Origin of the sequence: Kitasatospora sp. NPDC002227, assembly GCF_040296285.1 — a bacterium.
Taxonomy (GTDB): domain Bacteria; phylum Actinomycetota; class Actinomycetes; order Streptomycetales; family Streptomycetaceae; genus Kitasatospora.
In genome coordinates this window covers 202,421-215,099 of record NZ_JBEOWY010000002.1, presented here as the reverse complement: position 1 = coordinate 215,099, position 12,679 = coordinate 202,421, and the positions used below count along the sequence as shown (strand labels likewise).

The 12,679-nt window shown below is 72.5% G+C and carries 10 protein-coding genes; 4 read left to right on the top strand and 6 right to left on the bottom strand.

The genetic code is table 11. The features are described 5' to 3' along the window. Positions 1–64: 64 nt before the first annotated feature. Together ABT095_RS02855 and ABT095_RS02850 are read right to left on the bottom strand one after the other, a co-directional pair. The gene (locus ABT095_RS02855) at positions 65–595 is read right to left on the bottom strand and encodes an alkyl hydroperoxide reductase (RefSeq protein ID WP_350527448.1); all 531 of its coding nucleotides are present in this window, start codon (positions 593–595) and stop codon (positions 65–67) included. A 3-nt stretch (positions 596–598) separates the two neighbouring features. Further along, positions 599–1,150, bottom strand: a complete 552-nt coding sequence (locus ABT095_RS02850; RefSeq protein ID WP_350527612.1) for a peroxiredoxin — start codon at positions 1,148–1,150, stop codon at positions 599–601. 143 nt (positions 1,151–1,293) lie between these two features. On the opposite strand from ABT095_RS02850, the gene ABT095_RS02845 reads away from it, so the two are divergent. The 3 genes from ABT095_RS02845 to ABT095_RS02835 are packed head-to-tail and all read left to right on the top strand — an operon-like array spanning position 1,294 to position 3,987. Next, entirely contained in the window at positions 1,294–2,259 is a 966-nt protein-coding gene (locus tag ABT095_RS02845) for a LysR substrate-binding domain-containing protein (RefSeq protein WP_350527611.1), read from the top strand. 52 nt (positions 2,260–2,311) lie between these two features. Continuing rightward, positions 2,312–3,274 carry an AAA family ATPase gene (locus tag ABT095_RS02840; protein ID WP_350527447.1) on the top strand — a complete coding sequence of 321 codons (963 nt, stop codon included), beginning with the start codon at positions 2,312–2,314 and terminating at the stop codon, positions 3,272–3,274. Then, entirely contained in the window at positions 3,271–3,987 is a 717-nt protein-coding gene (locus ABT095_RS02835; RefSeq protein WP_350527446.1) for an HNH endonuclease, read from the top strand. The genes ABT095_RS02840 and ABT095_RS02835 overlap by 4 nt, the downstream gene beginning before the upstream one ends. Before the next feature lie 151 nt (positions 3,988–4,138). Here ABT095_RS02835 and ABT095_RS02830 read toward each other — a convergent pair whose 3' ends face one another. From ABT095_RS02830 to ABT095_RS02820, 3 genes are all read right to left on the bottom strand, one after another. Next, positions 4,139–5,986: a SpoIIE family protein phosphatase gene (locus ABT095_RS02830; protein ID WP_350527445.1), complete on the bottom strand. Its 1,848-nt coding sequence runs from the start codon at positions 5,984–5,986 to the stop codon at positions 4,139–4,141. A 46-nt stretch (positions 5,987–6,032) separates the two neighbouring features. Next, positions 6,033–6,695 carry a class I SAM-dependent methyltransferase gene (locus tag ABT095_RS02825; RefSeq protein ID WP_350527610.1) on the bottom strand — a complete coding sequence of 221 codons (663 nt, stop codon included), beginning with the start codon at positions 6,693–6,695 and terminating at the stop codon, positions 6,033–6,035. Between the two features lie 621 nt (positions 6,696–7,316). Continuing rightward, a complete protein-coding gene (locus ABT095_RS02820; RefSeq protein ID WP_350527444.1) occupies positions 7,317–10,292 on the bottom strand; it encodes an AfsR/SARP family transcriptional regulator in 2,976 nt (991 codons plus the stop codon). Between the two features lie 219 nt (positions 10,293–10,511). On the opposite strand from ABT095_RS02820, the gene ABT095_RS02815 reads away from it, so the two are divergent. Next, positions 10,512–10,766, top strand: coding sequence for a hypothetical protein (locus ABT095_RS02815; protein WP_350527443.1), 255 nt, complete (start codon positions 10,512–10,514; stop codon positions 10,764–10,766). A 117-nt stretch (positions 10,767–10,883) separates the two neighbouring features. On the opposite strand, the gene ABT095_RS02810 is transcribed toward ABT095_RS02815, so the two are convergent. After that, positions 10,884–12,551 carry a fumarate hydratase gene (locus ABT095_RS02810; protein ID WP_350527442.1) on the bottom strand — a complete coding sequence of 556 codons (1,668 nt, stop codon included), beginning with the start codon at positions 12,549–12,551 and terminating at the stop codon, positions 10,884–10,886. Between the last annotated feature and the right edge of the window lie 128 nt (positions 12,552–12,679).

Sequence of the window (12,679 nt, the reverse complement as noted above, 5' to 3'; positions counted from 1 at the left end):
CCGCCCGAACGCCGCGAAGGCCCGCTCCCCGGAGGGAGCGGGCCTTCTGCGTGGTCTCGATGCCTCAGGCGATGGCGGCCTCGGCGTCGAGGACCGACGCCACGGCCGCGACCACCGCGGCGATCTTGATCGAGGCCTGGATGACCTCGCGCTCGACCCCGGCCTTGCGCAGGACGCCCTCGTGGGAGTCCAGGCACTGGCCGCAGCCGTTGATCGCGGAGACCGCGAAGCACCACAGCTCGAAGTCGGCCTTCTCGACGCCCGGGGTGCCGATGATGTTCATCCGCAGACCGGCCCGCATCGTGCTGTACTCCTTGTCGGAGAGCAGGTGCGTGGTCCGGTAGTAGACGTTGTTCATCCCCATGATCGCGGCGGCACCCTTGGCGGCGGTGTACGCCTCCGGCTTGAGGTTCGCCTTCGCCTCGGGCTCCAGCTCGCGCAGCACCGACGGCGACTTGGTCGCCATGGCGCAGGCGAGCACGGTGCCCCAGAGCTGCTGTGCGGGGAGGTCGGAGTTGCCGATGATCGCGCTCAGGTTGAGCTTGAGGTCCTTGGCGTACTCCGGCAGGGCGGCCTTCAGTTCGTCGAGGGCCATGGGTCAGCCCGCCAGGAGGGCCTGGGCGTCGAGGGTGTCCTCGCCCTTGTTCCAGTTGCACGGGCACAGCTCGTCGGTCTGCAGGGCGTCCAGCACCCGCAGGACCTCCTTGGGGTTACGGCCGACGGAGCCGGCGGTCACCATGACGAACTGGATCTCGTTGTTCGGGTCCACGATGAAGACGGCGCGCTGGGCGAGACCGTCGGCACCCTGGACGCCACAGGCCTGCATGAGCTCGTGCTTGACGTCGGCCAGCATCGGGAACGGCAGGTCGCGCAGGTCCTTGTGGTCCTTGCGCCAGGCGTGGTGCACGAACTCGGAGTCGCCGGAGACGCCGAGGATCTGGGCGTCGCGGTCCGCGAACTCCTCGTTCAGCTTGCCGAACGCGGCGATCTCGGTCGGGCAGACGAAGGTGAAGTCCATCGGCCAGAAGAAGACGATCTTCCACTTGCCCTCGTAGGACTTGTGGTTGATCTCGGCGAACGCGCTCGCGGCGTCGAGGTCGACACAGGCGTTGAGTTCGAACTCGGGGAACTTGTCACCGATCGTGAGCACGTTCACGTCTCCTGGGTTTGGAAGCTGAGGGAGGATGTCCGGTTTGCCTGTGGTTCGGCGGATTCCGGTACGTCATCCACAGTGACACACCGAGGACTGATCGGGGAAATAGCTAGACTCGATACATCTGATCGGAGAGAGCTATCAGTACCACCGGCCCCACCCCCGCAAAGCCCCGCGCCACCCGCACGCCCACCGTCGCCCAGCTGCGCGCCTTCACCGCCGTGGCCGAGACCCGGCACTTCCGCGACGCCGCCGCCGTGATCGGCACCAGCCAGCCCGCCCTCTCCGGGGCGGTCGCCGCCCTGGAGGAGGCCCTGGGTGCGCAGCTGGTCGAGCGCACCACCCGCAGGGTCATCATCACCCCGCTGGGCGAGCGCGTGGCCGCACATGCGCGCCGCGTGCTCTCCTCGCTGCACGAGCTGACCGAGGAGGTCGAGGCCGCCCGCCGCCCGTTCACCGGGCCGCTGCACCTGGGCGTCATCCCGACCGTCGCGCCGTACCTGCTGCCCGCCGTGCTGCGGCTGGTGCGGGCAAGCTACCCCGAGCTGGAGCTCCACGTCCACGAGGAGCGCACCCCCTCGCTGCTCGACGGGCTGGCCGCCGGGCGGCTCGACGTGCTGCTGCTCGCCCTCCCCGCCGGGGGCTCCTCGCCCACCCGGGACATCCCGCTCTTCGACGAGGACTTCGTGCTCGTCACCCCGCCCGACCACGAGCTGGCCGGGGTCACCGGCCTGCCGCGTGACGCGCTGCTCGACCTCGACGTGCTGCTGCTCGAGGAGGGCCACTGCCTGCGGGACCAGGCCCTCGACCTCTGCCGCGAGGTCGGCGCAGAGGCCACCGGCGGCTCGACCCGGGCCGCCGGGCTCTCCACCCTGGTCCAGCTGGTCGCGGGCGGCCTCGGCGTCACCCTGCTCCCGGCCACCGCCCTCGACGTGGAGGCCGGCCGCACCGACCGCCTCGCCGTCGCCCGCTTCGCCGACCCCACCCCCGGCCGCCGGATCGGCCTGGCCACCCGCCCCGGCTCGGCCCGCACCGCCGAGTACGACCGCTTCGCCGCCTCCCTGCGCGAGGCCCTGGCCGAACTCCCGGTCCGCATCGTGGAGTGAGCGTCACCCCGACGGGAAGACTGGGGGCATCCGGCGGGCGGGAGGGCACGGGGTGTACGTCTCCAGGATCAGGATCGACCAGCACAGGTACTTCCACGGCGGGCGGGCGGTCGACCTCGAGCTGACCCGCCCCGACGGCTCCCACTCCGGCTGGACGGTGCTGGCCGGGCCCAACGGCTCCGGCAAGACCAGCCTGCTCCAGGCCCTCGGCGGCCTCGGCGCCGCCCGGCTGGACGACGAGCACGGGCGGCCGCTGCGCCCCGGCGACCACTTCTGCGCCGTGCTCCCCGCCGCCCCCGCCGCCCCGGCCCGGCTGCCGGAGGGTGCGCTCGCGCTGCTCGACGACGGGCTGCTGCCCGAGGGGTACCGGATCGCCGGCCACGGCCCGGACGGGCTGCGGGTCGAACTCGGCGGCGCCGTCCTGCCGTTGGAGGCCCTCGGCGGCGGCGCCAGGGCGCTGGTCGCCCTGGTGGCCGAGCTGCTCCGGCAGGCCCACTGCTGGGAACCGGAGGAGGAGTTGGTGGTGCCCGGCGGGCCGCCGACCGCCCCGATCGCTGGCCTCGCCCTGATCGACGACGCCGAGGCGCACCTGCACCCGGCCTGGCAGCAGCGGCTCGGCGAGTGGCTGGTCGGCCACTTCCCCAACCTCCAGTTCGTGGTCGCCACCCACAGTCCGTACGTCTGCCAGGCGGCCGACCCGGGCGGCCTGATCCATCTCCCCGGGCCTGGCGAACCTCCCTCCCCGCCACGGGTGTTGGACGAGGATGAGCAGCAGCGGGTGGTCTACGGCAGTGGCGATGACGCGGCGGTCTCCGCGCTGTTCGGCCTGCCCAGCGCGTACTCGCCGCAGGCGGAGGCCGAGCGGGAGCTGCTCGTCGCGCTCGAACGCAAGCTGTACGCGGGCCAGGCCACCGCCGCCGAGATCGCCGAGTACCAGGAGCTCGGTGCCAAGCTCAACAGTTCGCTCGCCGCCCGGGCCCAGGAGTTGCGGGGGCGGATCGGCGGCGGCTCGTGATCCCGGTCCAACGGCCGCCGCTCCAGCCGCAGTTGGCGGCCGACCTGGCCCGCCGCACCGAGGCGATCCGGCACGCCGGGCCGAACACCGCCAATGGGCGGGCGGCTTGGCGCGGCGCCCGCGAACCCAAGGCGCGGATCCGGCAGTTGCTGAACCGGATGGCGCCCGGGCTGGCCCGCTGCATGTACTGCGGCGACAACCTGGGTACCGACATCGACCACTTCGAGCCGATCGCGCGGGCCCCGCTGCGGACCTTCGACTGGCACAATCACCTGCTGGCCTGCGCCTACTGCAACAGCAACCGCAAGCGCGACCGCTTCCCCTGCGACGCCGCCGGCTCGCCGCTCCTGATCGACCCGGCCCGCGAGGACCCGGCCGACCACCTGCGCCTCCTGCTCGCCTCCGGCGCCTACACCCCCCTCACCCCCAAGGGTGAGGCCACCATCGACGTCTTCGGCCTCAACTCCCGCCCCGAACTGGTCCGCGCCCGCCGTCTCGCCTTCACCGTCGTCCGCGCCCTCCTCGCCGAATGGCAGACCCGCAACGCAGCCGGCGACACCCCTGCCGCAGCGGAGATCGCGGCAGCCCTGCGCGACCTCTGGCAGGCCGACGTCCTCCGAGCCGTCCGCCGCCTCGCCGACAACCCGCCCCTGGCCCAAGCCGTCCTCGGCGACCGCGCCTGGGAAGCCTTGAGGCACATGGGAAACCATTAGGGGCGCGAGGAACTGCGCTGCCAACCACGCACGGCCTGCAGCCTCCCGCTTCGCGCAGTTCCTCGCGCCCCTGGTAGTGCAACTGGCTCTCTGCGGCAGCCGGCAGGTCGGCTTCTTCCGACCCCGCGCCGTTCCCCGCGCCCCTGGAAGCTCACCCCGACGGCAGCCGCTGCTCGAACCAGACCACCTTCCCCGCCCCCAGCCGGGTCGCGCCCCAGCGCTCCGCGCAGCGTGCCACTATCTGCAACCCCCGCCCCCGCTCGTCCTCCGGCCCCGCCCGCCGAGCCCGCGGCAACAGCGCCGAGTCGTCCCCCACCTCGCACCGCAGCACCGACGTCCGCACCAGTCGCAGCGTCACCGGCCGCGTGGCGTGCTGGATGGCGTTGGTCACCAGCTCACTGACCATCAGTTCGGTGTTGTCCACGAGCAGCTCCAGCCCCCAGCGCCGCAGGGCGTGCCCCGCCAGCCGCCGCGCCCGCCCGGGCGTCTCGTGCCTCGGCTGCAGGTACCAGTACGCGACGTCCTCCGCCGGAATGCCGTCGAACGCCGCGGCCAGCAGCGCGATGTCGTCACCCCGCTCGCCCGCCGGGAGGATCCGCAGCGCCTCCTGGCAGAGCTGCTCGGGCGAGTCCCCCCGCGCGCTGGAGATCCGGCTGCGCAGCAGTTCCAGGCCCGTGGTCAGCGACCGCCGCCGCGACTCCACCAGGCCGTCGGTGAAGAGCAGCAGGGCGGACCCGGGCGGCGCCGCCAGCTCCACCGAGGTGAAGTCGACCCCGCCGACCCCGATCGGTGCGCCCGGCGGGAGGTCCAGCAGGTCCGCCCGCCCGTCCGGCTGGACGAGCAGCGGCGGGACGTGGCCCGCGTTGGCGATCACCACCCGGTTGGCGATCGGGTCGTAGACCGCGTACACGCAGGTGGCCAGGTGCTGTTCGCGGCCGAGCCGTTGGGCCTGCTCGTCCAGGTGGTAGAGGACTTCGTGCGGCGGCAGGTCGAGCGCGGCCAGGGTCTGGGCGCTGGTGCGCAGCTGTCCCATGATCGCGGCGGAGGTGAGCGAGTGGCCCATCACGTCGCCGACGATCAGGGCGACCCGGTTGCCGGGCAGCGGCACCGAGTCGTACCAGTCGCCGCCGACCTGGGCGCCGCTCTCGCTTGGCAGGTAGCGGTGGGCGAGCCGGACGCCGTGCCGCTGCGGCAGGTGGGTGGGCAGCATGGAGCGCTGCAGCTCGTCGGCGATCTCCCACTCGCGGGAGTAGCGCAGGGCGGTGTCCACGGCGAGGCCGGCCTGGGTGGCCAGATGGGCGGCGGTGGCGCTGTCGGTGGCGTCGAAGGCGCTGGCCAGGTCGTAGGCCGAGGTGAGCTCGAAGGCGGAGGTGCGCTTCAGCGCGCCGACCCGGCCGAACGGGGTGACGCCCTCCGTCTCGGCGGCCGCCTTGCCGGGGCGGCGGATCAGCAGGAGCAGCCCGAGCACCGCCTTGCGGCCGCGCAGCGGCAGGGCGAGGAGTGCGGTGCCGGGAGCCAGCCGGCTGAGCGCGCGGGGGCCGTAGAGCTCCTCCAGGAGCGGCCGCAGCGGGGCGGCCGAGGGGGTGCCGAGCACCACCGGCCCGGCGGGCAGCGCCCGGCCGAGCGCCTGGGCGAGTGCGCCGCCGGGGCGAACGTCCCGGGTGCGCAGGCGGCGGCCGAGCCGGGTGCCGAAGGACTGGTGCAGGTGGAGGGCGGTGGGGTGGCCGGGGTCGCGCTCGACGTTGGGCAGCGGGTCGCGCAGGTGCACCACGGCGGCGTCGGCCAGGGCTGGGACGAGCACCTTGCCCAGGTTGCGCAGGGTGGCGGGGAGGTCGAGCGAGCTGTTGATCCGCCGGGTGGCGCTGTCCAGGTACGCCAGCCGCTCGGCCGTCCGGGGCAGGACGGCCGGGCGCGGCGGGGCGCCCGGCGGCGAGGGCGGCCGACGCTGGGCCGGTACGACGGGCGGCTGGCCCGCCTGGGGCTTGAGGGGGTCGCGCACGGGCTTCCCGTTCTGGGAGGTCGGGGTCGGGGGGACGGGAGGGGGGTCAGCCCGTCCGCCGACAGCACAGGAACAACTGCTCCTCCGGGGGCAGGGTGGTGCTGGCGGGGGCGTACGGGTGGCCGGTCTGCGCGGTTACGGTGAAACCGGCTCTGGAGAGCGTCTGGTGCAGCTCCTCGCGGAGGTATCCGCTGATCCTTATCTCGTGGCCGAGGAAGGGCAGCGGCGCGTGGTCGAGGTCGGCCTCGACCATCCCGAGCGCCAGCAGCCCGCCGGGGCGCAGCAGGGTGCGGATGCGCGCGAGCACGAGCGGGATCTCACGCTGCGGCAGCAGGATCAGCGAGAAGAAGGCGGTGGCCGCGTCGAAGGAGCCGGCGGCCCGGGGGCCGAGCTCGGGCAGGCCCCAGGCGGTCGCCGCGCGCGGGGTGGCCAGGTCGTACATGTCGATCCGGTGGTAGGCGGCGGCCTCGGGGGTGGTGCGCCGGGCCAGGGTGAGCATGCCGTCGGAGAGGTCGACGCCGGTCACCTCGAGCCCGCCGGCCGCGAGCTGACGTACCGTCGGGTCGCCCGTGCCGCAGCCGACGTCCAGCACCCGGGCGCCGGTGGGCAGTTCGGCGAGGAGCCACTCGCCGCAGGCCAGCTGCCCGGCCTTGCCGGGGAAGACCGTGGTGTAGCTCTCGCCGATGGTGTCGAAGGCGACGGCCTGCAGGGCGCGCTCGGCGCGGCGGCGACAGGCGGCGGGGTCGGCGGCGCCGGGCCCGTGGCCCCGGGCGGGGTCGGATATCTGTCCGGTCGTCACGATTGAGAGGCACCTTCCACCCTGGCCGCAGGCAGCGGCGGGCAGACCTCACCGGCCGCCGATCCGCCCCCTGCCGCGGTCCGTCACGCCGCCGCGTCCGGCGCTGTCATCCGCGCTGTCGTACCCGCTCGTACCGCCTCCGCCGTGCTGCCGTGCCCGTTGCTTCGTGCCCGCGCCCCGGGTCGAGCAGAGAGGGGCTGGCCTCCGAGAATAGGCGTGATCACCCGGCTGTGGGGACCCTTTCCGGTCAACTCGTGCCCACCCGGACGAATATGGCCAAGAACGCGGAGGCTCGCGGCGGGGGCGTGCATGGCGCATCAGGGGCTCGTCCGGCGGGCGCACGCCGGTCGTACCCGGACCTACCCACTCTGACCTGCGAAAACGCCATAACAGCAGACGTTTATCGAACGTCAATCGGCCCCTGTCAGTCTTTGTTCAGCGCCGGGGAAGCGTCAAGGACGTTCCCGCAGCCGGGGGGCTGCGGGGACGTCGACGACGCGGACCAAGGGGGAAGGTCCGTTGGGGGACGGGCTACGGCGCGGGGGGAACGAGGGACTCGGTGTGCTGCTGGTCGATGAGGTCCTTCACGGGGGAGGCCTCGGGCACACCGAGTCGGGTGAAGATCGCGTGAGCCTCCTGGAGGCAAGCCAGTCCGCGAGCGGGCTGGCCCAACTCCAGGAGGGCCTCACCGAGCGCGGCGTTCGCCAGGCCCTGGCAGTACGCCGCGTCGAGCTCCTGAGCGATCGCCAGTGCCTCGTCGGCCGCCTCGGCGGCCTCCGGTGATTGGCCGTCACCGAGCAGACAGGTCGCGAGGCGGGCGAGGGTGTAGGCCTCGCGCAGACGGTTCCGCTGCTCCTGGTAGAGATCGCGGGCCTCGCGCAGGTGGACGGCCGCGCTGGCGGGGGAGTCCGTCGAGGAGAGCACCACACCCAGTTGGTACAGCGTGTCCGCGAGGCAGGCCATGACGCCGGACGCCCGAGCGGTCGCGACCGCCTCCCCGACCGCGGTGACCGCGGCGTCCTGCTGCCCGATGTTCAGCCGGGCCCGGGCGATGTTGCCGAGCAGCCGGGCCTCGCTGATCCGGGCGTCCAGCTCCCGGCAGAGCCCGAGGGCCTCCTCCAGGAACGGCAGGCCTTCGGCGGAGCGGTCGGCCACGGTCAGCATGATGCCGAGCAGGTTCGCGACCGTCAGCCGCAGTGATTTGCTGCCGCTCTCGTCCTGGTGCTCCAGGCTCTCCCGCAGCGAGACCTCGGCACTCTGGAAGTCGCTCGTCACGTACTGCTGGAAGCCGAGCGCGAACTGGACCCGGGCCGTCGCGGCCCGGTCCCGGTTCGCCCGGACCTTGTCGTCCGCCACCTGCAGGCTCTGCAGGATGCGCGGGCCGTGCGTCGGGTCCTCGACCATGGTGTGCAGCATGAGCAGCAGGTCGACGGCCGGCCGGGTCAGCTCGCTCGGCCCCCGGACCCCGGCCTCGACGCTGCTGAGCAGCAGAGCGGTCTCCGTACGCAGCCAGTCCTGGGCCCGCGGGGCGGTGTCCAGGGTGAGCCCCGGCCTGGCCGGGGCGTTGAGCGGCTCCAGCTCCAGGTCGTCGGGTTCGATCGCTCTGGCGGCGTTGCGGGTGGTCGCCAGCAGCAGTTCGAGCAGCCGCAGCTGGGCGGCCTGCTGCTCCTCGGTGTCCCCGAGCTTCTGGTTGCGGTGCTGGGCGTAGAGCCGGAGCAGGTCGTGGTAGCGGTACCGGCCCGGGGTGAAGCACTCCAGCATGTTGGCCTCGACCAGGGCCTCCGCCAGTTCCTCGGCCGGGTCCTCGGGCATGCCGAGGAGCGCGGCCACCGCGCTCAGCGGGAGGTCGGGGGAGTCCACCAGGGAAAGGAGGCGAAAGGCACGCGCCTGCTCGGGGCTGAGCTGCCCGTAGCCGAGTCCGATCGTGGTCTCGACCGCGAGGTTGCCGAGCTGCAGCTCGTCGAGGCGGCGCCGCTGGTCCGCTAACCGACGGGCCAGGTCGGAGACGGTCCAGCGCGGCCGGCTGGCCAGCCGGGCGGCGGCGATCCGGACGGCCAGCGGCAGGAACCCGCAGGCCGTCACCACCGCGAGCGCGGCCTCCGGCTCGGCGGCCACCCGCTGCTCGCCGACGATCGCGGAGAAGAGCGCCAGCGCCTCCTCGGGCGTCAGCTCCTCGACGTCCACCAGGTGCGCGCCGGGGATGCCGGCCAGCCGGGAGCGGCTGGTCACCAGGACCGCGCAGCCCGCGACGCCGGGGATGAGTGGGGAGAGCTGGTGGGCGTCCTGGGCGTTGTCCAGCAGGATCAGCATCCGGCGGCCCGCCAGCAGGGAGCGGTAGAGCGCGGCGCGCTGGTCCTGCGACTCCGGGGTCTCGGTGGCGCCGAGCGCGTGCAGGAAGTCACCGAGCACGACCGCCGGGTCGGCGGGCGAGGCACCGGCACCACGGAGATCGACGTACAACTGTCCGTCGGGAAATTCGGAACGGACACTGTGCGCGACATGGACGGCGAGCGTCGTCTTTCCGACCCCCCCGATCCCGGCGAGCGAGGTGACCACGACGGCTTGGCCGGACGCATTCTGCAGGACGGCTTGAAGTTCACCGACAAGTGCCGCGCGGCCGCTGAAATCGGACACATCGGCAGGGAGCTGTGCGGGCGGGGTGAAGGCCGGTCCGCTGTCCCGTTCGGAATTTTCCACCGGCATAGTCGGCGCGGGAGCGAGCGTAGGATCTGCGGCCAGAATCCTCGAGTGCATGGTGGCCAGACCGGCCCCCGGCTCGACCCCCAGCTCGTCGATCAGCAGCTTGCGGGTGTCGGCGTACACACCCAGCGACTCGGCCTGCCGCCCGCAGCGGTAGAGCGCGAGCATCAGCAGTTCGCGCAGGCGCTCGCGCAGCGGGTGCTCGGCGGCGAGCGTGCTCAGCTCGGCGACCACCTCGGCGTGCAGGCCGATGTCGAGCGCGGTGGCGCAGCGCTCCTCCCAGGCGGTGATCTGACGCTCGCCCAGCCGCAGCCGCTGCGCGTCGGCGTAGGTGCCGGGCACCCCGGCGAGCGGCCGGCCGCTCCACAGTGCGAGCGCCTCGACCAGCAGGCGGTGCGCCTGGGGGGCGTCACCGGCGACCCGGGCCGCCGAGGCCTCGGCGACCAGGGCGTCGAACACCGCGAGGTCCACCGCCTCGGGCGGCACCCGCAGCGCGTAGCCATCACTGACCGAAACCAGCAGCTCCGCCCGGGCCCGGACCTCACGGTTGGGCTCGATGACGGTGCGCAGCCGGGAGACGTAGGTGCGCAGGGCCGCGACGGCCTGCGGCGGCGGGTTCTCGCCCCAGAGGCCGTCCACCAGGTCCTGGGTGGTCACCGGGCGGCCGTGGTGCAGCAGCAGCGCGGTGAGCACGGCCTGTTGCTGCGGGGAGCCGAGTGAGAGCTGCTGCTCACCGCGCCAGGCCTGGACGGGACCGAGCACCTGGAAGCGCAGCGCTGTGGAGTGCGGCGTTTCCCGAAGCTCCATGTGATCCCCCGATGGCCTGTGATCTTGTTTGCCGAAGCGCGACGTGCATGCGGTCAGCTGCGAGGCGACAGCTTAAAGGGAGGCGCGCAAACGTTGGAGAACAGGACGAGCGGCCAGGTGTTTATAAGACATTTAACGGCCTCTACGATACTGTCCGGGCGCCCCGACCGGCTCGGTCGGGTTCGAAGATATCCGATGACTCGAAAGGCGGCCCAATCCATGGCCGAGAACCGGATCCCCGACGCGTCGGCTGGCCAGCAGCTGGTGGGGAACGACCAGGCTGTTGCCACGGACCTCACCACCGGTGACGACACGCCGGTCCAGAACATGCTGACCCACCTGGAGAACGAGGCCCCGGCCGCCACCGGAGCGGCTTCGGCGCCCGAGGCCGCCCCGGCGCCCGAGGCGGCCCCGGCCGAGACGAAGACCGGCGGGGACCACGAGTCCACCGGCTTCGTCACCAGCCTCCCGTAACCCCGCCGTGCGCCGTGGATTAACGCCGTACACCGCCGAACGCCCCGCACCACCTCCCGGTGGCCGGGGCGTTCGTCGTTCCGGGGCTGCTTCTACTCCGCGGACCGGCTCTGCCGGCTACTCCGCGGAGCGGACGCGAATGGCAGTGATCAGCGGGCCGTCCGTGACCTCGGCGAAGAAGTCGTTGCCCTTGTCGTCCACGACGATGAAGGCCGGGAAGTCCTCGACCTCGATCCGCCAGACCGCCTCCATGCCGAGCTCGGGGTACTCGAGCACCTCGACCTTCTTGATGCAGTCCTGCGCCAGCCGGGCCGCCGGGCCGCCGATCGAGCCGAGGTAGAAGCCGCCGTGCTCGTTGCAGGCCTTGGTGACCTGCTTGGAGCGGTTGCCCTTGGCCAGCATGACCATCGAGCCGCCGGCCGCCTGGAACTGGTCGACGTAGGAGTCCATCCGGCCGGCCGTGGTGGGGCCGAAGGAGCCGGAGGCGTAGCCCTCGGGGGTCTTGGCCGGGCCGGCGTAGTAGACCGGGTGGTCCTTCATGTACTGCGGCATGCCCTCGCCCGCGTCCAGGCGCTCCTTGATCTTGGCGTGCGCGATGTCGCGGGCCACGACCAGGGTGCCGCTGAGCGAGAGGCGGGTCTTCACCGGGTACTTGGCGAGCTGGGCGCGGATCTCGGCCATCGGCTGGTTGAGGTCGACGCGCACGACCTCGTCGTCGAGGTGCTCGTCCGTGGTGTCCGGCAGGTACTTCGCCGGGTCGGTCTCGAGCTGCTCGAGGAAGATGCCCTCGGCGGTGATCTTGCCGAGCGCCTGGCGGTCGGCCGAGCAGGAGACGGCCATCGCGACCGGCAGGGAGGCGCCGTGGCGCGGCAGGCGGATCACGCGGACGTCGTGGCAGAAGTACTTGCCGCCGAACTGCGCGCCGATGCCGATCTTCTGGGTCAGCTCGGTGACCTTGGCCTCCAGCTCCAGGTCCCGGAAGCCGTGGCCGGTGGCGGCGTCGCCGCTGGTCGGCAGGTTGTCCAGGTAGTGCGCGGAGGCGTACTTGGCGGTCTTGAGCGCGAACTCGGCGCTGGTGCCGCCGACCACGATCGCCAGGTGGTACGGCGGGCAGGCCGCGGTGCCGAGCGAGCGGATCTTCTGCTCCAGGAAGCTGAGCATCGACGACTCGTTGAGGATCGCCTTGGTCTCCTGGTACAGGTACGACTTGTTGGCCGAGCCGCCGCCCTTGGCCATGAAGAGGAACTTGTACGCGTCGCCGTCGGTGGCGTACAGCTCGATCTGGGCCGGGAGGTTGTTGCCGGTGTTCTTCTCGTCCCACATGGTCACCGGAGCCATCTGCGAGTACCGCAGGTTGAGCTTGGTGTACGCGTCGTAGACGCCCCGGGCGATGGCGGCCTCGTCCTGGCCGGAGGTCAGCACGTTCTGGCCGCGCTTGCCCATCACGATCGCGGTGCCGGTGTCCTGGCACATCGGCAGGATGCCGCCGGCCGAGATGTTGACGTTCTTCAGCAGGTCCAGCGCGACGAAGCGGTCGTTCGGGCTGGCCTCCGGGTCGTCCAGGATGCGGCGCAGCTGGGCGAGGTGCGCGGGGCGGAGGTAGTGCGAGATGTCGTGCATCGCCTCGGCGGTGAGCAGCCGCAGCGCCTCCGGCTCGACCTGCAGGAACGTCCGGCCGCCCGCCTCGAAGGTGGAGACACCCTCGGACGTGATCTTCCGGTACGGGGTCGGGTCGGCCCCCAGGGGGAGGAGGTCGGAGTAGGCGAACTCTGGCGTGGGAGCCATGGGGGTGTCCTTAACTGATCCGGCTGCGTCGGCGAAGCACCCTCAAGGGTAGGCGGCGGCGGCACCCCCGACGCGTACAGGTGAGCCTTCGTGACCGGGGTCACGCCGACCACGTCGGGTGGGTCATC